Annotated in this window: 19 protein-coding genes; 10 read left to right on the forward strand and 9 right to left on the reverse strand. The window is 67.6% G+C overall.

The window, feature by feature from the left end; all coding sequences use genetic code 11:
- Nucleotides 1-90: 90 nt before the first annotated feature.
- The 6 genes from DIE03_RS09555 to DIE03_RS09580 form a co-directional block, all read right to left on the reverse strand.
- On the reverse strand, nucleotides 91-879 hold the full coding sequence (locus DIE03_RS09555) for a lytic transglycosylase domain-containing protein (RefSeq protein WP_124449671.1): 789 nt from the start codon (nucleotides 877-879) through the stop codon (nucleotides 91-93).
- On the reverse strand, nucleotides 876-1,550 hold the full coding sequence (gene sctR / locus DIE03_RS09560; RefSeq protein ID WP_124449673.1) for a type III secretion system export apparatus subunit SctR: 675 nt from the start codon (nucleotides 1,548-1,550) through the stop codon (nucleotides 876-878). Before sctR ends, DIE03_RS09555 begins: the two co-directional genes overlap by 4 nt.
- 3 nt (nucleotides 1,551-1,553) lie before the next feature.
- On the reverse strand, nucleotides 1,554-2,708 hold the full coding sequence (sctQ, locus tag DIE03_RS09565; protein WP_124449675.1) for a type III secretion system cytoplasmic ring protein SctQ: 1,155 nt from the start codon (nucleotides 2,706-2,708) through the stop codon (nucleotides 1,554-1,556).
- Nucleotides 2,709-3,080: 372 nt separating this feature from the next.
- Entirely contained in the window at nucleotides 3,081-3,479 is a 399-nt protein-coding gene (locus DIE03_RS09570; RefSeq protein WP_124449677.1) for a winged helix-turn-helix domain-containing protein, read from the reverse strand.
- A 446-nt stretch (nucleotides 3,480-3,925) separates the two neighbouring features.
- Nucleotides 3,926-6,136, reverse strand: a complete 2,211-nt coding sequence (locus DIE03_RS09575; protein ID WP_124449679.1) for a xanthine dehydrogenase family protein molybdopterin-binding subunit — start codon at nucleotides 6,134-6,136, stop codon at nucleotides 3,926-3,928.
- A gap of 2 nt (nucleotides 6,137-6,138) precedes the next feature.
- On the reverse strand, nucleotides 6,139-6,600 hold the full coding sequence (locus DIE03_RS09580) for a (2Fe-2S)-binding protein (protein ID WP_069252121.1): 462 nt from the start codon (nucleotides 6,598-6,600) through the stop codon (nucleotides 6,139-6,141).
- Between the two features lie 180 nt (nucleotides 6,601-6,780).
- Here DIE03_RS09580 and DIE03_RS09585 point away from each other — a divergent pair, with 180 nt between their 5' ends.
- From DIE03_RS09585 to DIE03_RS09605, 4 genes are all read left to right on the forward strand, one after another.
- Nucleotides 6,781-7,704 carry an AraC family transcriptional regulator gene (locus tag DIE03_RS09585; protein ID WP_124449681.1) on the forward strand — a complete coding sequence of 308 codons (924 nt, stop codon included), beginning with the start codon at nucleotides 6,781-6,783 and terminating at the stop codon, nucleotides 7,702-7,704.
- A 1,926-nt stretch (nucleotides 7,705-9,630) separates the two neighbouring features.
- Complete coding sequence (locus tag DIE03_RS09595; RefSeq protein ID WP_124449683.1) at nucleotides 9,631-9,954, forward strand: hypothetical protein; 324 nt, start codon at nucleotides 9,631-9,633, stop codon at nucleotides 9,952-9,954.
- Between the two features lie 110 nt (nucleotides 9,955-10,064).
- Nucleotides 10,065-10,655, forward strand: coding sequence for a hypothetical protein (locus DIE03_RS09600; RefSeq protein ID WP_124449685.1), 591 nt, complete (start codon nucleotides 10,065-10,067; stop codon nucleotides 10,653-10,655).
- Nucleotides 10,656-10,728: 73 nt separating this feature from the next.
- Nucleotides 10,729-11,007, forward strand: coding sequence for a hypothetical protein (locus DIE03_RS09605; RefSeq protein ID WP_124449687.1), 279 nt, complete (start codon nucleotides 10,729-10,731; stop codon nucleotides 11,005-11,007).
- Here the strand turns inward: DIE03_RS09605 and DIE03_RS38695 are convergent.
- Complete coding sequence (locus DIE03_RS38695) at nucleotides 10,991-11,308, reverse strand: hypothetical protein (RefSeq protein ID WP_260434837.1); 318 nt, start codon at nucleotides 11,306-11,308, stop codon at nucleotides 10,991-10,993. The two genes, DIE03_RS09605 and DIE03_RS38695, sit on opposite strands and share 17 nt — an antisense overlap.
- Between DIE03_RS38695 and DIE03_RS09610 the strand changes: the two genes are divergently transcribed.
- The 4 genes from DIE03_RS09610 to DIE03_RS09625 all read left to right on the forward strand — a co-directional run bounded on the left by DIE03_RS09610 (nucleotide 11,280) and on the right by DIE03_RS09625 (nucleotide 15,626).
- On the forward strand, nucleotides 11,280-12,713 hold the full coding sequence (locus DIE03_RS09610) for a chemotaxis protein CheA (RefSeq protein WP_260434838.1): 1,434 nt from the start codon (nucleotides 11,280-11,282) through the stop codon (nucleotides 12,711-12,713). The two genes, DIE03_RS38695 and DIE03_RS09610, sit on opposite strands and share 29 nt — an antisense overlap.
- 155 nt (nucleotides 12,714-12,868) lie before the next feature.
- Nucleotides 12,869-13,453 carry a hypothetical protein gene (locus DIE03_RS09615; RefSeq protein ID WP_124449691.1) on the forward strand — a complete coding sequence of 195 codons (585 nt, stop codon included), beginning with the start codon at nucleotides 12,869-12,871 and terminating at the stop codon, nucleotides 13,451-13,453.
- Nucleotides 13,454-13,628: 175 nt separating this feature from the next.
- Nucleotides 13,629-14,987 (forward strand): sigma-54 dependent transcriptional regulator, encoded by a 1,359-nt coding sequence (locus DIE03_RS09620; protein ID WP_260434839.1) that lies wholly within the window; start codon nucleotides 13,629-13,631, stop codon nucleotides 14,985-14,987.
- Nucleotides 14,988-15,119: 132 nt separating this feature from the next.
- On the forward strand, nucleotides 15,120-15,626 hold the full coding sequence (locus tag DIE03_RS09625) for a hypothetical protein (RefSeq protein WP_124449695.1): 507 nt from the start codon (nucleotides 15,120-15,122) through the stop codon (nucleotides 15,624-15,626).
- Between the two features lie 27 nt (nucleotides 15,627-15,653).
- Here the strand turns inward: DIE03_RS09625 and DIE03_RS09630 are convergent, their stop codons facing one another.
- Nucleotides 15,654-16,145: a hypothetical protein gene (locus tag DIE03_RS09630; RefSeq protein ID WP_124449697.1), complete on the reverse strand. Its 492-nt coding sequence runs from the start codon at nucleotides 16,143-16,145 to the stop codon at nucleotides 15,654-15,656.
- Nucleotides 16,146-16,522: 377 nt separating this feature from the next.
- Here DIE03_RS09630 and DIE03_RS09640 point away from each other — a divergent pair, with 377 nt between their 5' ends.
- A complete protein-coding gene (locus DIE03_RS09640) occupies nucleotides 16,523-17,200 on the forward strand; it encodes a LuxR C-terminal-related transcriptional regulator (protein ID WP_124449699.1) in 678 nt (225 codons plus the stop codon).
- Between the two features lie 25 nt (nucleotides 17,201-17,225).
- Here DIE03_RS09640 and DIE03_RS09645 read toward each other — a convergent pair whose 3' ends face one another.
- Nucleotides 17,226-18,779: a methyl-accepting chemotaxis protein gene (locus DIE03_RS09645; RefSeq protein WP_124449701.1), complete on the reverse strand. Its 1,554-nt coding sequence runs from the start codon at nucleotides 18,777-18,779 to the stop codon at nucleotides 17,226-17,228.
- A gap of 246 nt (nucleotides 18,780-19,025) precedes the next feature.
- Here DIE03_RS09645 and panE point away from each other — a divergent pair, with 246 nt between their 5' ends.
- Entirely contained in the window at nucleotides 19,026-19,973 is a 948-nt protein-coding gene (gene panE / locus DIE03_RS09650) for a 2-dehydropantoate 2-reductase (protein WP_124449703.1), read from the forward strand.
- The last annotated feature ends 26 nt before the right edge of the window (nucleotides 19,974-19,999 follow it).

The raw sequence follows: 19,999 nt of genomic DNA on the forward strand, positions 1-19,999 counted from the left end.
AGTTTCGTAGCAGTGCGATGCGTGCGGCGCACACGGGGCCCGACGGCTACGAAATGCGCATCGGCGGGGCCGGTGTGTTGCGCCGCACCGCTACTCGTCGAGACACCTCACGCACAGCCGCTTCGCCTGGCTGGCCGCGAGCCCGCGGCACATCATCACGACCGGGCGGGCGTGGCACGACGGCGCATCGGCGGACGCGGCAGGCGACGGCAGCCGGCGTGCGCGCTCCGGCGGCGTGGTCGCGGCCGCGTCCATGCGCCGCTGGCGCGCGGGCGGCGGCGGGTCGCCGACGACGGGAATCGGTCCGACGCCGCCTTCGCGCGCGTTGCGCTGCGCGCTCGCGACGACGCGGCTCACGTAGCCGCTCGAGAAGCCGGTCGTGAAGTTGCCGCTGTAGTAGCACGACAGCGCCGCGCGCAACGCGGCCTGCGTGGCGCGGCCGGTGCCCGACGAGCGCGCGAAGCATTCGGTCAGGATCGCGCCGCCGGCCCGCAGGTTGCGGCACGGTTCGAACATCGTCGCTTCATCGAGCCCGTATTTCGCGAAATTGCGCTCGTTCACCTGCGCGAGGCCCACGCTGTAGCTGAAGCCGCGCGCCGCGAGGTCGCGCACGGTCGCGCGCGCTTCGTCGAGCGACGCGGGCTGGCGCGCCAGATGGCCGCCGACCACGCCGATCGCATACGGATTGAAGCCCGACTCGGTACGCACGAGTGCGGCGAGCGTGTCCGGATCGACGTTCGGCGCGCAGGCGCGCGCGAGCGGCGCGAAGCCGGTACCGGCGCCTGCGGCCTGCGCACTGCGCAGCGGCAGGCATGCGCAGGCGAGCGCGACCACCGCGCACAGGCACGCGGCCGCGATTCGCAGGCCGCGCGCGCTCATCCCGCGCCCGCCACGCGGTACGACATCACCAGCCCGTGTACGAGCAGCGACCAGCCGTCGAGCGCGACGAACAGCAGCAGCTTGAACGGCACCGAGATCGTCGTCGGCGAGATCATCTGCATCCCGAGCGCGAGCAGGATGTTCGCGACCAGCAGGTCGACGACGATGAACACGATATAGATCACGAAGCCGATCTGGAACGCCTTCGTCAGTTCGGCGAGCGTGAAGCTCGGCACCAGCACGAGCAGGTCGTCGTCCTTGATGCCGTCCGCACGGTTCTTCGGCCACACCGACGTCGCGGTCCGCACGAAGAACTCGCGATCGCGCTGGCGCGTGTGCGACACGAGGAAATCCTTGATCGGCGGCAGCGCGGCGTCGGCGAGCGCGCCGATATCGGCGGTCGACAACTGCGCCGACGCATCGAAGTGGCGCGCCTGCAGCGCATCGCGGATCGACATCCCGACGGGCGCCATGATGAACAGGGACAGGATCAGCGCGATGCCGTTCAGCACGAGGTTCGGCGGCACCTGCTGGATCCCGAGCGCGGAGCGCAGCAGGCCGAGCACGACCACAAGCTTCGTGTAGCTCGTCACCATCAGCGCCGCGAACGGCGCGATGCCGAGCGCGGCAATGACCGCGATCAGCGCGACCGGATTCGGCAGGCTGCCCATCGTTCAGCGCTCGCGCGGTGCGGGTTGCGTCAGCGTGACGACGCGCACGCCGAGTTTCTGGCCGACCGCGATCAGGTGGCCCGTGCCGATCAGCATCCCGTTCGCGACGAGATGGATCACGCTCTGGTTGATCCCTTGCTGCAGCTCGATCACGGCGCCCGGCTGCAGCGCGCTCAGCTCGCCGAGCGGCATCGACGTGGGCGGCAGCTCGAAGCGCAGGTTGACCGCGAGGCCGTCGAGCGTGCGCGGTGCATCGGCGGAGGGCGCGTCGTGTGTCGTGGCGGGCGCGTTGTCGGTGCGGGTCGGTTCCAAAGGCATCTCCCTGATTCGTTCGACGGTCAGCCGGTTGCCCGACGGCCGTCCGGTGATCTCCCATGCCGGCGCGGCCGGCAGCCGCGCGACGCACAGCAGGCTCTGCTCGTGCGCCTGCCAGCGTTCGATCGCGATGATGTCGCCGCCGACGACGTCGGCCAGCTCGGCCGTCGTCAGCTCGGTGCGGCCGATCTCGAACACGAGCGGCACGGGCAGGTTCGCGTAGGCCGCGCGGGTATCGGCGAGCGCGGCCGGCGCGGTCGCGAAGAACACGGCCAGCGCGTCCGGCACGTCGAACAGCAGCGCGCCATGGCAGCGCCACGCGCCATCGGTGCGCCGCAGCTCGAAGCGCAGCGCGTCCGGCGCCGCGCGCCAGGCCGGCACGCTGTCGGGCGGCGGCAGCAGTTCCACGCGCTGCCGCGTCGCGGCCTGCAGCACGGCCGCGAGCGGCGCGCACAGGTCGGCGAGCAACGCCGCGCGGATCACGGCCGGCACGGCCGGATCGGCTGCGTCGCCGAGCCATTCGGTTTCCGCGATCGGATCGATCCACAGCGTGCCCGTGGCCGGGCCGATGACGAAGCGGTAGGCGTGCGCATCGGCGGCCGGTTCCGCGTCGACGCGCCAGCGCACCTCGTACGCGTGCTCACCGAGCATGACCGGGGCGGCGCCGGTTGCGCAGTACGCGTGCGACAGCCCGCGCGCGGCGGCGGCGGACAGGCGCGGCAGGTAGGGCGACGCGTCGAGCGCGACCGCGGCCGGTGCAGCGGCGGGCGGCGCGGAAGCGGCGGGCATCGCCCGGCTGGCGGCGTCGCCGGCGTCGGCATTCGTCAGGAACAGCGCAGGCACGGCGGGATCGGGGCGGATTCGGCGTTGATTCGACGGGTTGTTCTGGGGCCGGCGGCGCGGAAGGGCGCGCGGCTGCTGCGTCGATTGTAGGGACGGCCATGGCCGCGTGCCGCGCCGGAATCCGTAGTCGCGTGCATTGCCCGGCGATCGCGGAAGCGGGGTGCTACGAAGCGTGAGGAAGGCGGGCAGGACGCGACCGGCGCCCAAAAGCAACCGCCGCCCGGAGGCGGCGGTCGGGTCGCGGCGGGATGGCGGGCCGGATGGCGTGCAGGCCCGGTCCGGCCGGCAGGCCGCGAAGCGCTGCGGCCAGGCGCAGCGCGGTAAGGGGAACGTGGCCGGCGCGCCGCGAGCAGGCGGCGCGCGGGCGAAGCGTCACGCGTAGTCGGCGGCCATCGCGGGTTGCGGCGCGGCTCGCAGGATCGGCGCGGCTTCGTGGCGCTCGACGTGCGTCATCGCCGCGCCGAACAGCACCAGGCGGTAGCCGACCGCGTAGATCGGAATGATCCGCAGGTTCTTGTCGTGGTCGAGCCGCAGCTTCGAACGGATACGCGAGATATGGGTGTCGAGCGTGCGCGACGACACGCCGAGCTCGCGGCCCCATACGGCCTCCTGGATTGCCTGCCGCGGCACGATCTTGTTCATGTTGTCGAGCAGGAATTCGACGACGTCGAATTCACGCGGCGTGACGTCGACGATCGTGTTGTCGATCTCGATCGTGCGGCGCACGAAGTTGATTTTTATGTTGTCGATGTACAGGTATTTGCAATCCATGGTGGCCCTCGCATGTCCGTAAAGGAGTGTTTGCGGGCTCTGTGCTGCAACTTCCGGGCCAGGGGGAGGATTGACGGTCGCCAGCTGACGGCCGTGCCGATGCGGGTGGCTCTACATATTTGAATTTAAAAGAATTTTTAACGTGAGGTGCGATGCGGGTTGTGAAGGGGGCAGAACAATGTTGAAGGATTGTTACGTAGCATCGCCGGGCGACGTTACGGGCGTTACGTCTGATGTAACGTGGGGGGAGAGGGAGGTTGGGGGGCTACACGAGGGTTTTCCGCTGGACGACGAACCCGACATCGACCCCTGCAGGTTTGAAGAATTGTGTATGTAAATCAACGCATTGCCGGAGATTTTTGCCGACATCGAACCCTGCATCGCGTCTCGCGCGAAAACACGCCGGCCGCGGAATATCTTCTTCCCGCAGCCGGCGTTCCGTCGCATCAGGCCTTCGTGCTATCCGCCGAATCGAACGGCAGCACGTAATGCCGCTTGCCCGTCGCCGCGAAGATCGCGTTCGCCACGGCCGGGCCGACCGGCGCGACGCCCGGCTCGCCGACACCGGTCGGCGCCTCGGCCGACGGCACGATGTGCACTTCGACCTTCGGCATCTCGGCCATCCGCAGCACGTGATAGCCGTCGAAGTTGCGCTGCTCGACCTGGCCGTCCTTCAGCGTGATCGCGCTGTGCATCGCCGCGCCGAGCCCGAAGCCGATGCCGCCTTCCATCTGCGCGGCGACGATGTCGGGATTGATCGCGATCCCGCAATCGACCGCGCACACCACGCGGTCGACCTTCACCTTGCCGTCCGCGTCGACCGACACCTCGGCCACCTGCGCGACATAGCTCTTGAACGCTTCGGCGACCGCGATCCCGCGCCCGCGCCCCTTCGGCAGCGGCTTGGCCGGATCCCAGCCGGCCTTCTGCGCGGCGAGGTCCAGCACCGCGCGCATCCGCGGTTCCTTCTCGAGCAGGTCGCGACGGAACGCGTAGGGATCCTTGCCGGCCGTGTGCGCGGCTTCGTCGATGAACGCCTCGACCGCGTAGGCCGTGTGCGAGCTGCCGACCACGCGCCACCACAGCACGGGCACGCCCGTCTTCGCGGTGGCGAGCTCGACCGACACGTTCGGCACCGCGTACGGCAGGTTCGCCGCACCCTCGACCGACGTCGCATCGACGCCGTTCTTGACCATGAACGCCTCGAACGGCGTGCCGGCGAGAATCGACTGGCCGACGATCCGGTGGCGCCAGCCGACCAGCTTGCCGTCCGCGGTCAGGCCCGCGTCGAGCTTGTGGAAGTACATCGGCCGGTAGAAGCCGCCCTGGATGTCGTCCTCGCGCGTCCACTGCAGCTTGACGGGCTTGCCGTCCGCGCCGAGCGCCTTCGCGATCGACACGGCCTCGACCACGTAGTCCGACCACGCGTTCGCGCGCCGGCCGAAGCTGCCGCCCGCATACAGCGTGTGGATCTGCACCTGCTCGGGCGTCAGCCCCGCCGTCCTGGCCGCGTTGGCCTGGTCGACGGTCTGGAACTGGTCGCCGGCCCAGATTTCGCAGCTGTTCGCCGTCAGCTTGACGACCGCGTCGAGCGGCTCCATCGGCGCGTGCGCGAGATACGGGAATTCGTACGTCGCGCTGATCTTGCGCGTCGCGCCCGCGATCGCCGCGTCGGCATCGCCGTCCTTGCGTGCCGACGTGCCCGGCTTGTCGGCGAGCTGCCGGTATTCGCGCATGATCTCGTCCGAGCCGCGCTTTTCCGCGTTCGTTTCGTCCCAATCGACCTTCAGCGCGTCGCGGCCCTGCTTCGCGGCCCAGAAGCCGTTCGCGACGACCGCGACGCCACCCGGCACCTGCACGACCGACACGACGCCCGGCACGGCCTTCGCGGCCGTCGCGTCGAACGATTTCACCTTCGCGCCGAAGCGCGGCGGGCGCTGCAGCAGCGCGACGCGCATGCCGGGGAACGTCGTGTCGAGCGTGAAGTGCGCGGTGCCGTTCGATTTCGCCGACGCATCGACGCGCGGGATCCGCTGACCGATCAGCTTGAAATCGGCCGGCTGCTTCAGCGTGACCTTGTCCGGCACGGGCAGCTTCGACGCATCGGCGACGAGCGTGCCGTACGGCGCGGTCTTGCCAGTCTTCGCGTGCGTGACGACGCCGTTGGCAGTCGTCAGCTCGCCGGCCGGCACCTTCCAGCGGGTCGCGGCGGCCGACACCAGCATCGCGCGCGCCTTGCCGCCGGCTTCGCGCAACTGCTGCCACGAGTTCGCCATCGCCGAGCTGCCGCCCGTGCCCTGCATCGTGCCGAACGCGAGGTTCGCGTAGCGTTTCGCATCGGCCGGCGCGCTTTCGACGCGCACGTGCGACCAGTTCGCGTCGAGCTCCTCGGCGACGATCGTCGCGATGCCCGTGTACGCACCCTGGCCCATTTCGACGTGCTTCGCGATGACCGTGACGGTGCCGTCGGGCGTGATGCGCAGGAATGCGTTCGGCGCGAAACCGGCGGCGGGCGCGGTCGCGGCGAGCGCGCGGCGGCCGAAGCCGCTGAAGTCGAAGCCGATGGTCAGGCCGACCGCGGCCGCGGCGCCCGCGGCCTTCAGGAAGGTGCGGCGCGACGGGCGCACCGTATCGTTGTTGTCGAGTTCAATCGTCATGGTCAGGCTCCCAGCGTCGCTGCCGCGTCGTGGATCGCGGCCCGGATGCGGGCGTAGGTCGCACAGCGGCACAGGTTGCCGTTCATTGCGGCATCGATGTCCGCGTCGGTCGGCTTCGGGTTCTGTTCGAGCAGCGCGGTGGCCGACATGATCTGGCCGGACTGGCAGTAGCCGCATTGCGGCACCTGCAGCTTGACCCAGGCGGCCTGCACGGCATGCGCGGGCTTGCTTTGCAGACCCTCGATCGTCGTGACGTGCTTGCCCGCGATGCCGGCGAGCGGCAGCACGCACGAGCGGACGGCCTGGCCTTCGAGATGCACGGTGCACGCGCCGCACTGCGCCATGCCGCAGCCGAACTTCGTGCCGGTCAGTCCCGCATGTTCGCGAATCGCCCAGAGGACGGGCATCGACGGATCGGCGTCGAGCGTGACGTTCTTGCCGTTCAGGACAAACGAGGTAGGCATTTTTATGTCTCCATGGGGAAAACCCGCCATACGGGCAGGTTAGCCGGGAGTGTGCGCGAGCCGCCGCTTTTTGCGTCTACCCAATCCTGCAAATTTATTGAACAATCCTGCAAATCCCCGGCACGCGGCAGGCCGTTTCGCTATGCTCCCGCGACACGGGAAATCATTCGAGGATGCGTCATGGACATGACCGATATCGTGGCGTCGCGCGAATCCGGGCGGCGCGAGCTGGCATCGCTGATCGGCCGTTTCGCGCCGGCCGACGGCTCGCATTCGACGGCCGTGCCGGGCCTGATGCTGCATCGGCACACGCGTCCGGTCGATCTCGGCTGCGGCGTGTCGCGGGCTGCGCTCGTGATCGCCGCGCAGGGCGCGAAGCGCGTGATCGTGGCCGGCCAGGCTTACGAATACGACACGCACAATTGCCTGATTACGTCGATCGACTTGCCGATCCTCTCGCGCGTGACGCGCGCGTCGGCGGATGCGCCGTACCTGTGCCTGTCGCTCACGCTCGATCCGCAGCGCATCGTCGAGCTCGCGGCCGAGATGCGGCTGCCCGAGCCCGACGCGGGCCCGGAAGGCGAGGGGATCGCGCTCGCCGAGCTGACGCCGCCGCTGCTCGACGCCGCGCTGCGGCTGTTGCGCCTGCTCGATACGCCCGGCGACATTCCGGTCGTCGCGCCGCTGATCGAAAAGGAAGTGCTGTACCGGCTGATGACGAGCGGGCAGGGCACGCGGCTGCGGCACATGGCCATCGCGGGCAGCCAGACGCACCGGATCGCGCGCGCGATCGAATGGATCCGCGATCACTTCGCGGAGCCGATGCGCGTCGAGTCGCTCGCGCAGGCGGTCAACATGAGCGTGTCGTCGCTGCACCATCATTTCAAGCACGTGACGACGCTGAGCCCGCTGCAGTACCAGAAGCAGTTGCGGCTGCACGAAGCGCGGCGATTGCTGCTGCGGCAGGGCGGCGACGTCGGGTCGGTGGCGGCCGTCGTCGGCTACGAAAGCGCATCGCAGTTCAGCCGCGAATACAGCCGGCTGTTCGGCGCGCCGCCGATGCGCGACGTCGTGCATCTTCGCAAGAAGGAACTGCTCGGCTGACGTGCCGCCGCATGGCGGTTATTGCGCGGCGACCGTCACCGGCATGCGCTGGCCGGCGCGCGTTTCGTGCGCGAGCCCGTCATTCATCGCCTTCCCCCCGGCGCGCTGACTGGCGTGATGCGTGTGCGGTGGCGTGCCGCTCGGCGAGAGCCGGATATCAGGCAATCGGCATGCCATGGACGTGCAGCCCCGTCGGGCGCGGGCGTGCACGCGATCGCCGTTCGACAGGCGTGCGGATGTTTCACGCGTGAATCGTGGGGACAGGAAAAGAACCTGCGCGAGTGCCGGGACAATGCAATTCGATACGAATAAATTCCCGAAAAATCAGGACATTACGAACTTGCCAGCTTAAGGAAGATGTCGAGTCGATATGTTTCATCGATGAGAATTGCGGGAAAAATTTCTTGGAAATAGTTCTTCGATGCATCGCTTACCGAATGACTCATGGTGTGAAAGCTGCATCGAATGAAAATGAGAAGCCGGTGTCTCCGCTTCGATCTCAACTACGCGTTGTCATTTTTTGATTATTACAACGATGACGCATCCGGATGCCGACATCCTCCTCGCGTGATCGTGTCGGTATTTTCACGGATGAATCAAATTCGTTTCGACAGTCTGGACGAGTGCGGGCGCGGACGTATCGCAGGCATGCTGCATGCGGCCCGGGGCCGAGCACGGTGCGAATCGATTCTCGTTCGTCTTCGCATCGGAGGACGTCCGCACGTGTCCCGCCATGCGATTTGCAAGCGGAAAGTGCGGTGCCGCCCGGCCGGCGCGGCAGCGCGCTTCTCAAGTTTGAAACAGTCGTTCACCCGGTCATTCGGCGAGGGTTCGCGGGCCGGATTCGTCCGTCTAATCCGGGGATTGCTTCGTGACGCTCAACGATCGCGGCGGGTGCCAAACCTTTGCCGCGATACATTCCTGAAACAAAAAATGTCGTTTCCGGAGGAATACCCCCATCTTGAGGCGGTCCGTCACGCGCAATGAACGACGGAACAACGTGTGGCACGCCGCTTGCGATATTCAACGCACCGGCGAGCGGTCGACACGATGCAACAACGATGTGGGGGCGGCCAACTCGTCAATAAGCAGTCGGGGAAACGGCGATGAAGACCAGAAGCAGTAGCTTGATCGGCGCGTACTTTGCGCACCACAGGGGTAGTCGGACAGACCGGGATGTTGCTCGCGACGCAGTGCCAGCTTCGCGGGTTGCCCGGTGTCGATTGCACGGCCGCCGTGCGCCTCGTTTGCTGGAGCGGCTGTCCCGCCGCGCGGCAACCGGGCGACAGCGGTGCTCACCTTCATTCAGTTCACCCGGATGGATCGGGCTGTTCGTGCCGGACAGCGTGACACCGGTTCGTCTTCAACCGTGCAGGGCGGTTTCGATTGCGCCGGGCCAATGCCGGCGCCGGCCGGATTAGGTCGAACGCCCGCGGGCCGGATTATCCGGAAGCCATTTCGTCGCTCGTTCAGGGAGAAGACATGCCGCCTGGCTGCAATGCAGGCCCGTGGTCGCTCGGTTAGAAAGAGCATTTTGAACGGCGCTGCATTTTGCGGTGGTTAATATATTCGCGCATTTTCGATTCCGGAAACGGATGCCGCATGCCGGTATCTCGTCCGGCGAGGTATCGAACGTCGCGAGCCGGAAAGATGCGTTCGTGATTCCGGTCGATTGAGTCATGGTGTTTTTTGTAATTAACTCAATGTTCATGGAATTAATCGAAAACGCCTATCCATGAATTTTGGAAAACATAAAAACAAAAACTAGAATCGGGCTGGCCAAAATTTCAAAGAATAATTTCAAATTCAATAAACATGTACTGATTGAATAGTGATCCTTAATTTTTTGAGGATTGCTCAAGACAGGAGGATCGATGGCGTGCGGTCTCCCTGGCTCATTCCATCCACGCCGTTATGGAGTCGACCATGAAGAAGCTTCTGATTGCAGCAGCAGTTCTGGCGGTTTCGGGTGCAGCGTTCGCAGCGAGCGGCACGATTTCGAGCAGCAACTCGTCGAGCGGTGGCCAGACGATGGCCGGGGTCGCAGGGTTCGGCCACTTCACCGCGACCGATTCCGGCGCGGCACTTGGCGCGGCCGGTGCACTTGCAGGTGGTCCCGGCAGCGGCTCGATCTCGTACACGAGCCACACGCAAACGTCGACGGTCGGCGGCTTCGGCTTCGGCGGTGCGCAGGCTGGCGGCAGCAGCGGCGCGAATGCCGGCTCGACCGGCTGGACATATCACCACTAAGCCGCGGCGCGTAGCGTTCGTCATTGGCTGGCGGGACGGGGCCGGGTCTTGATCCACAAGGACGGACCCGGTTCCTGAACCGTCGAACTTTCTCACGGCAAGGAATTGCTATGAAAGCCAAAGTCATATTAGCGACAGCGCTCACCGTCCTATCGTCGGCCGCATTGGCAGCAGGTTCGTTCACGAACAACCAGACGCAATCCGTCGCAGCGGGTGTGTCCGGTTCGGTACTGGTCGGGTCCGGCAGCTATACGAGCAATTCGACATCGACGGCTGGTGCAAGCGCCGGAAGTACCGTGACACCCGCTGGTTCCGTCGGCACGGCGTCCGCCAACCACAACTCGACCTCGACGGCCAGCGGTTCCGGCACGAACGGGGGCGCGTTTGCGGCAGGCGGCGGTATCGGTGCCGCAGGCTCGTACGGCGGAAACAGCAAAACGAACGAGAACGCAAACGCACTGTCGGGAGGGGTGACCGCCACGATCGTACTCGGCGCGAACCACTACACGGCCACGGGCGCGAACGACAACGGCAATGCCAACGCGGGTGCCGCTGGACTGACGGGCAGTGGCGGATCGGCTGCGATCACGGGTTCGAATCACTACAACTCGTCGACCGCGTGGAGTACCGGTCCGGCTGGCTCGCCGTCCGCATCGGGCGGAAGCCAGGGCAGTTCGAGCGCGATCGGGAGCAGTCATTAGTCAGGTGTGGGGGGGCCAGTTTCCCAGCGACGCTGGTCTCTTTTCCCGCCTTGTTGTCACGTAAGGAGTTGGCATGAAGCAGAACCTGATTGCCGCCGCTCTGATGCTCGCGTCACTGACGGCATATGGCGCTGACCGTGCTGCCGATGGTGGGCAATCGAATATGCAGACGTCAAACAACCCTTCTCAGACAACCAAACCGTCGGAACAACAATCGCTTTCGTCGGGCATTGCCATCGGCGCATCGGACGCCCAGCAGCAGGGAATGTCGGATGGCCCGTGGTCCCAGCTGGGTAGCGGCTGGAAGCAGTTCGGGGAAGCAGCAAGAACTGAAGTCATTCAGGGGAAGTAGCACGGTTGCCTGGGTGGGAGGTATAACCTCGTCCGGAGAGTGAAATGAACAGCAACAGGATCAGGGTGGCATGCGCGGCGATGTTCGCGATGACCACGATCGGTGCCCAGGCGCAAACTGCCGACTCGACTTCGAGCGCGCAATCCTCGACGTCGTCGACGGCGATCAGCCAGGGCGGCGGCTCGAGCATGAACACGAACACCACGAGTTCGCGCGGCGGCAATGCAACGAGCAGCAGCGGGGTGCGTGGCAGCGGCAATTCGAGCGTGAACGTGAACGTGACGATGCCGTCCGGCAGCAACGGCGGCTCGAACGTGACGCCGCAGAGCGTGAGCACGCTCCAGACGTCGGGCTCGCCAGGCACCAACCCCTACAACACCCAGACTTCCGAAAACGTCAATTACTCGGGTACGCAGACGATCAAGACCAACCCGTCGATTCAGGCACCGGGCCTCACGACCACGCTGTCCGATACCTGCATGGGATCGGTGAGCGTCGGCGTATCGTTCCCGGGGTTCGGCGCGACGGGCGGCACGACACTGGTCGACCAGGCGTGCGTCCGGCGTCTCGATGCGCGTGAATTCCGCGCGATGGGGCTGACCGACGTGGCGCTCGCGCTGCTGTGCCAGAGCGATGCGAACCGGCGCGCAGTGGAAGCGACCGGCCACCTGTGCCCGGGCACGACCGCGCCGCTCGCGCGTTCGAACGTGGCGCCGAGCGTCGAAGCGACCGTCGCCGACGACGTGAAGTATCGCGATCCGATCGTGCGCGACCGCATGGGCTTGCCGCCGCTCGGTTCCGCCGCGCCGGCACCGGCTCCCGCGCCGACGCGTCCGATCCAGACGACGTCGGTGCAGGCCGCGCCTGTTCCGGTGCCGGTTCCTGTACCGGCGATTGCGCCAGTTGCCGCCGCGCCGGCAGTGGCGGCGCCGGCAGTCGCCGCAGCCGCTCCGGCGGTCGCAACGCCCGCCGTTGCGGCTGCTGCACCGGCAATGGCTGCAGCGCCTGCGGCAGCGGCGCCTGCCGCCGCGGTCGTACCGGCGGCAGCGATGGCAGCCGTGCCGGCTGCGGCCATCATTGCTGCGCCGGCAGTTGCCGACAAGGCATCGCAAGAGCCTGCCGCACTGGTAGCCGACACGAAGGCACCCGAGCCTGCGCAGGCCGCCGACACGAAGGCACCCGAGCCCGCACAGCCCGTCGCCGACACGAAGGCCCCCGAGCCTGCGCAACCCGTCGCCGACACGAAGGCACCTGAACCTGCACAGCCCATCGCCGACACGAAAGCCCCCGAGCCCGCACAGCCTGTCGCCGACAAGGCGCCGGAGCCGATGCCGGCCGCGACCGACAACGCAGCGCAGGCCGCCGGCGAACCGGTTGCCGAACCGATGCCGGCTGCTGCCGTCGTCGCGGCGCCGGCAGCCGATGCAAAGGCTGCCGAGCCGGCGTCGCAAGCGGCTGTCGAAGCGCCCGCTCCGGAAGCCGCGCAGCCTGCTGCCGCAGCAGCGCCGGCCGACATGCCTGCCGCCGACGCGAAGGTGTCCGAAGCGGTCGAATCCGCTGCCGCACCGGCTGCGCCGTCCGCCGACATGCCGGCATTGTCCGACCCGGCCCAGGCGTTGCCGCCGGCTGCGGTCGACCAGCAGGCCGCACCGGCAGCACCGGTCGCGCCGGCACCGGCAGTCATCTCGACGAGCACGTCGTCGTAAGCACGCGGGGCCGTCTGCCATGTGGCCGGCATGGCGGTCGCACGGCAGACGGCCGGCGCCGATGCACGACGATCGTTCCGGTTGGACGGGTGTTGCTCCCATCCCCGAGGTCAACACCTCTTTTTGCCTGACGAGGATGCAAGGAGGCCTCAATCATGAGGATCTTTTTGGTCGCTTTGCTGCTGGTCGGCGTGCAAGCCGCTGCGCAGTCGGTTTTCCAGAATCCCGCGGTCTTCGTCATCCTGAACGAGCAGACCCTCGCGAACGCCGCAAGCGTCCAGCAGGCGCTCTCGACGCTCAACCGTCCCGACAACACGGCGTGCGCACCGATGATGATGATCGGCGACCCGCAGATGATTTACATGATGCCCGAGGAAGGGCACGCGCCGTCGTGGCAATCGCCGGTGTACGGTCGCGGCGCGCCGTTCCAGGCGCAGAACGGGCCGGTGCCGACGGGCAAGACGGTCGGCGCGCTGCAGCGCACGGAAGACATGCGGACGCTGCCGTGGAGCGATGGCAGTGCGATCACGCAGAAGATCGCCGGCGAGTCGAGCGTGGCGGCGGCGGACCGCGTGAGCGAGTGGCAGCTCAACGGGCTCGACAAGATCGAGACGGCTCGCGCGGAAGACGTGACGGTGAACGGCAAGACCTACCGCACTTACCGCGACGGTCTCAACGGAGCGGCGAAGCCGTTCGTCGAACCGCAGATCTACACGCAGCGCGTCGTGTTCTGCCGATAACGAAACATCGATTCGAGGACGGGGCGGCGCCGCGCCGCGGGACCACGAGGCCCCGCCATATGCGATCCGGCAACGGCCGCCCCGATAACCAACCCTACGCGGCGAGGCCATCGTGAACTCTTGCTGTCAGCTCAGCGTGCCAGGCCCGCAGGATGTCGAGCGGGAAGCCGGCGCGATGCCGTTCGTCGCCATCCGGCGCGATCAGGTGGTGCCGTCGCGGCCGCTCGTCTATCTGTCGCAGCGGCACGATGCCGCGCTCGTCGATTGCCTGGCGTCGCGCGGCTGGGACGTGTGGCGCGCGAAAACCGTTGCGGACGCACTGAATCTCGTCAAGGCGAATCGCCCGCATGCGGGTATCGTCGATTTCGGCAGCTTCGCATCGCTCGACATCGCGTCGTTCGAAGCGCTGCTGCGCGACCGGCGCGTCGGCTGGGTCGCGCTCACCGACGGCGAGCGGCTGCGCGACATTTCAGTCGCGCGCCTGATCCGCCATTGCTGTTTCGACTACGTGCGTAACGCGACGGCCTACACGACGATCGGCTATCTCGTCGGCCACGCGTACGGGATGCTGAAGCTCGCGGACGGCGACCCGGCGGCGGAGGCTGCGCCGCCCGGCGGCACGATGATCGGTTCGTGCGACGCGATGCGCCGGTTGTTCGCGACGATCCGCAAGGTCGCGAACACGGACGCCACCGTGTTCATCGCCGGCGAATCCGGTACCGGCAAGGAGCTGACCGCCGCGGCGATCCATCAGCAGTCGATGCGGGCCGACGCACCGTTCGTCGCCGTGAACTGCGCGGCCATTCCGTCGTCGCTGCTGCAGGCCGAACTGTTCGGTCACGAGCGTGGCGCATTCACGGGTGCGCACCAGCGCAAGATCGGCCGCATCGAGGCCGCGCACGGCGGCACGCTGTTTCTCGACGAGATCGGCGACATGCCGTTCGAGAGCCAGGCGAGCCTGCTGCGTTTCCTGCAGGAGGGCAAGATCGAGCGGCTCGGCGGGCATGCGTCGCTGCCGGTCGATGTGCGGATCGTGTCGGCGACCCACGTCGATCTCGAGGCCGCGATGCAGGCGGGGCGGTTCCGCGCCGACCTGTATTACCGGTTGTGCGTGCTGCGCATCGACGAGCCGCCGCTGCGCGTGCGCGGGCGCGACATCATGCTGCTCGCCGACTATGTGCTGCGGCGTTATCGCGGCGACAGTTCGCACCGGATTCGCGGCTTCATGCCCTGCGCGGTCGAGGCGATCCACAACTATCCGTGGCCCGGCAACGTGCGCGAGCTGATCAACCGGATCCGGTTCGCGGTCGTGATGACGAACGGTCCGCTGATCTCGGCGGCCGATCTCGAACTGCGCGCGTACACGTCGCGCCAGCCGCCGACGCTGGCGGAAACGCGCCGGCAGGCCGAGCGGCGCGCGATCGAGGAAACGCTGATGCGCAACCGCCACCAGCATGCGGATGCCGCCGCCGAACTGGGTATTTCGCGCGCGACGCTGTACCGCCTGATGATCGCGCTCGGGCTGCACGGCTGAGGCGCGCCGGCGCGCGCCGCTCAAGACTGCGCGGCAGCGGCCGTTAAAACAGGAAATGACCCGTGCGGACGGCCGGCGCATCGATGCGCGCGCGGCCGGCACGCGGCGCATCACGCTTATCCGAGGTTTATCGTGACAGAGTGCAGTCACTGCGGCAGGACGTTCCTGGTCGGCGGCCGGTCGATCGACGGGCGCCGCTATTGCAGCCGGGCGTGCGCACGCGCGCATCCGATCATCGTCGAGGCCGAACGGGTGCCCGACGCGAAGGTCCGGCAGTATGTCGACGACTGGCGCTACGGGCCGTGCCCGATCTGCCTGCGCGAAGGGCAGCCGGTCGACGTGCATGCGTCGCATCGCGTCGTATCGCTGCTGTTCGTCACGCGCTGGACGACGCGGCGCCACGTGTGTTGCCGCCGTTGCGGGCGCAGGAAGCAGGCGGTCGCGCTGCTCGCATCGGCCACGCTCGGCTGGTGGGGGCTGCCGTGGGGCATCGTGCTGACGCCGATCCAGCTCGTGCGCAACGCGCTCGGGCTGGCCGCGCGCGACCCGGAGGTCGCGACGCAGCAGTTCGAGGAGTTCGTGCGGCGCAAGCTGGCCGCGCGCCGGCTCGAGCGTGCGGAGCAGGGCGCCGGCACCTGATCGTGCGCTCGCGCGCGCCGCGCCCGCTCAGGCCGGCCGCTCGAAGCCCGATGCGACCCAGCGTTCGGCGCTGGCCTTGTTGAGCTTGAACCCGGCCGACACCTTCGCTTCGGCCAGCAGCTCGCCGTACGGATCGAATGCCTTCAGTTGCGCATACGGCTCGAACTCGTCCGGCACGATATCGAGCGTCACCGATACATCCTGTCCGTCGTCGCCCTGGACCGTCACCTCCTTGTGCAGCATCGCGCGCCGTTGCTGCTCGTGCCGCATCAGCACTTCGGTCGCGGTCTTCACGAGCGTGCGGAATGCGTTCGCGTCCATCGGTTTCGGGTTCTTCTTGTCGCGACCCATCGTCCACGGCCCGACGAGCGCGGGCTCGGACTCGCCGTCCTTGATCATCTCGACGGCCCAGCCGTCGTCGTCCTCGTTCTTGATGATGCGGGCCGTCCAGCCGTTGTCGCGCCAGAGGCCGTCTTCGTGGAGGGTGGTGTCGTCGGATTGCAGGTCGGATTCGGTCATGAGGAAAGCGCGAGTGCGGGCAGCCGGCAAAAAGGGCGGGGGCGCGCGGCCGGCATCGGCGCATCGCTCGCCGCCGGGGGCCCGGGGTGGCATGCAAAGGCGCAATTTTACCTGCTGGCCGGCCGCATCGCGCACGACGCCTGCCATTGGGCCGATGCTGCGCCGGTTGGCCGCCGGCTGCCGTGCGCTCGAACCCGTGCAAATATCAAACTCGTATTACGTCCCCGGCGCCCGATCCATGTGTTGTCCGATATCCCGCCCGCGCCTGGCTGCCTAGAATCGGGTTTCAGGCTAAAAATAGCCTGAATGCCCTTTCAACGCTCAACCGGCCGCCCGCGTTTCGCGCCGCGCGGCCGGCGAACCACCGGGAACTACGCATGAGGAAATTCAATGTTCGCGTCGTCGTCGCGTACGACTGGCCGTTGACACTGGCCGGTATCGAGCAGGTCGCCGGCAGCGCCTGCGCGATCGAGCTCGTCGCGGTCTACCGGAGCACGGCCGAACTGGTCGCGTCGCTCGGCGCGGTCGATTGCGACGTCGTGCTGGTCGATTATGCGATTCGCGGCGACGCGCAGATGGACGGCCTCGCGCTGTTCGGCTGGCTGCGCCGCACGCGGCCGAAAGTCGGGATCGTCGCGCTGGTCGCGAACGAGAACCCGCTGATCTTCCGGTCCATTCTCGCGATCGACGGCGTGAGCGTCGTCAGCAAGTTCGACGAGGTCGGCCACATCGTCACGGCGATCCATTCGAGCTACAGCGGTGGCGCGTACCAGTCGCCGGTCGTCAGGCGCGCGGTCGACACGCTCGGCGCGTGCGGCGAGGCGCCCGTGAAGCTGTCGGCAAGGGAGATCGAGGTGATTCGCCTGTATCTGGCGGGCGTGCCGATCAAGACGATCGCGCAACGCCTCAGCAAGGGCAAGCAGACGGTCAGCGCGCAGAAGATCAGCGCGATGAAGAAGCTCGGTGCGAACAACGACGTCGAGCTGATCCAGCGGGCGGCCGGGCTGGGGCTCGGCAGCGGGGCGGCCGCGCCGCGGGCCGGCGGCGCGGGGTGAGCACGCCCGCGCCGGCCGGGCGCCTTCAAGCCGGCAACGCGAACCGCGTGACGGCGTCGCGCAGCGCTTCGGCCTGATCGCGCAGCGAATGCGCGGCCGCCGCGGCCTCTTCGACGAGCGCCGCGTTCTGCTGCGTGACCTGGTCCATCTCGCCCACCGCGCGATTGACCTGCTCGATCCCGGCGCTCTGCTCGCGCGACGCATGGCTGATCTCGTCGAGGATCTCGTTCACGCGCCGCACCGACTGCACGAGCTCGGCCATCGTCTCGCCCGCATTCGAAACGAGCGCGGCGCCGTGTTCGACCGTCTCGTTCGACGACACGATCAGCGACTTGATTTCCTTGGCCGCCGTCGCCGAGCGTTGCGCGAGCGAGCGCACTTCGGCCGCGACCACCGCGAAGCCGCGGCCCTGCTCGCCCGCGCGCGCGGCCTCGACGGCCGCGTTCAGCGCGAGGATGTTGGTCTGGAACGCGATCCCGTCGATCACGCCGATGATGTCGCCGATCTTGTGCGAGCGGTCGGTGATCTCGTTCATCGTGCGCACGACGTCGTCGACCACCGCGCTGCCGCGCGTCGCAACCTGCGCGGCCTGGCCGGCGAGCGACGCGGCCTGCGCGGCGCTGTCCGCGTTCTGCTTCACGTTCGCGGTCATCTGGTCCATGCTCGACGCGGTCTGCACGAGCGCCGCCGCCTGTTCCTCGGTGCGCTGCGACAGGTCCGTGTTGCCGGACGCGATCTCGCTTGCGCCGACGTTGATGTTCTCGGTGCCCATCCGCACGCGCGACACCATGTCGATCAGCCCGCCCTGCATCGTGTGCAGCGCATGCAGCAGGCTGCCGCGATCGTCCTGCTTCACGGTCATGCGCGCGGTCAGGTCGCCCCGCGCGATGCGTTGCGCGGCGTCGAGTGCGTCCTCGAGCTCGCCGCCGAGATTCGCACGCACGCTTTTCAGCACGAGCACCATCACGGCGGTCGCGAGCGCACCGAGCACGGCCGTCATCGCGAGCCAGCGGCCGATGCTCGCGAGCACGGCCGAGCGCACGTCGTTCATGTACATGCCCGTGACGAGATACCAGTCCCACGGCGCGAAGCGCTGCACGGCACTGGTCTTCTCCTGCGGCTTGTCGGCGCCCGGCTTCGGCCACAGATATTCGACGAAGCCCTTGCCGCCTTCCTCGTTGCCGGCCTTCACGATCTCGACGAACAGGTGCTTGCCGTTCGGGTCGGTGAAATTCGACACGTCCTTGCCGTTGAGCTCGGCCTTGATCGGGTGCATCACGATCACCGGCTTCGAATCGTTGATGGAGATATAGCCGTCGGCACCGTGGCGCATCGCGGCGATCGCTTCGATCGCCTTCTGCTTCGCATCGGCTTCAGGCAGCACGTTCTGCTGCGACAGCTTGTAGTAATGGTCGGTCACGCTCGCGGCCTGCGCGACCAGCGACGCGAGCTGGTCGCGGCGGTCCGCGATCATCGAGGCGCGCGTCTGCCATGCGCCGAGCCCGGCGATCACGAGCAGGCCGAGCCACAGGATGACGATCATCGAAGCGAGTTTCTGATTCAGGGAAAGGTTGCGCATGGTGTGTGGTCGGTCAGTCGAGGATGCTCGCCGGGGCGGCGTGACGGGATAAGTGTCTTGACGGCGTTTGATGCGCGTCGCCGTAGACGGGTTATCCCTAGGAACCGATGCCGTCGCCCATGCCTTCGATGCCGACAGGGGTATCTATGCATATGCATAACGGGCATCGCTATACTGTCGGGCAATTGCGTCGCGCCGCGCGCCCGCGTCGGCGCCGGCACTGAACGAAACCCAAAGGAGGCAACGATGCGAATTCTGGTGGTAGGGGCCGGTGCGGTCGGCGGATACTTCGGCGGCCGGCTGGCCGCGGCGGGGCGCGACGTGACGTTCCTGGTGCGCGACGGACGCGCCGCTGCGCTGGCACGCGACGGGCTGCTGATCCGCAGCCCGCTCGGCGACCTGACGCTCGCGAACGTGCAGACCGTGCGCGCGGCCGATGCGGATGCCGGCGTCGCGCCGTTCGATCTCGTGCTGCTGAGCTGCAAGGCATACAGCCTCGACGACGCGATTGCCTCGTTCGCACCGTTCGTCGGCCCGCAGACGCTGATCCTGCCGATGCTCAACGGGATGCGCCACCTCGACGTGCTGCGCGAGCGCTTCGGCGCCGCGCAGGTGCTCGGCGGGCTGTGCGTGATCGCGGCCACGCTCGATCGCGAACAGCGCATCGTGCACCTGAACGACACGCACGGCGTGTCGTTCGGCGAACTCGCCGGCGGCGAATCGCCGCGCGTGCGGGCAGTCGCCGACGTGCTCGGCGGCGCGGGCTTCGACGCGACGCTCAGCGACGACATCGCCGCACGGATGTGGGAGAAGTGGGTGTTCCTCGCCACGCTTGCCGCGAGCACGTCGCTGTTTCGCGGCTCGGTCGGCGACATTCTGGCCGCGCCGGACGGCCGCCGCCTGCTCGAGACGATGCTCGCCGAATGCAGCGCGATCGCCGAACACAACGGCCACCGGCCCGATCCGGGCGCCGTCGAACGGATGCAGCGGATGGTGCTGACGCCGTCGCCGCTGACGGCGTCGATGCTGCGCGACGTCGAGAACCATGCACGCGTCGAAGCCGATCACGTGATCGGCGACCTGCTCGCGCGCCGTGATCCGCAGGCGGCCGATACGCTGTCGCTGCTGCGGATCGCATACAACCACCTGAAGGCGTACGAGGTGCGCACCGCGCGCGAACACGCGGCGGCGTAAGCCGGCGGGGCAGCCGGTGCGGCCGG

The sequence above is a fragment of the Burkholderia sp. Bp8992 genome (assembly GCF_003853705.1).
Classification (GTDB): Bacteria; Pseudomonadota; Gammaproteobacteria; order Burkholderiales; family Burkholderiaceae; genus Burkholderia.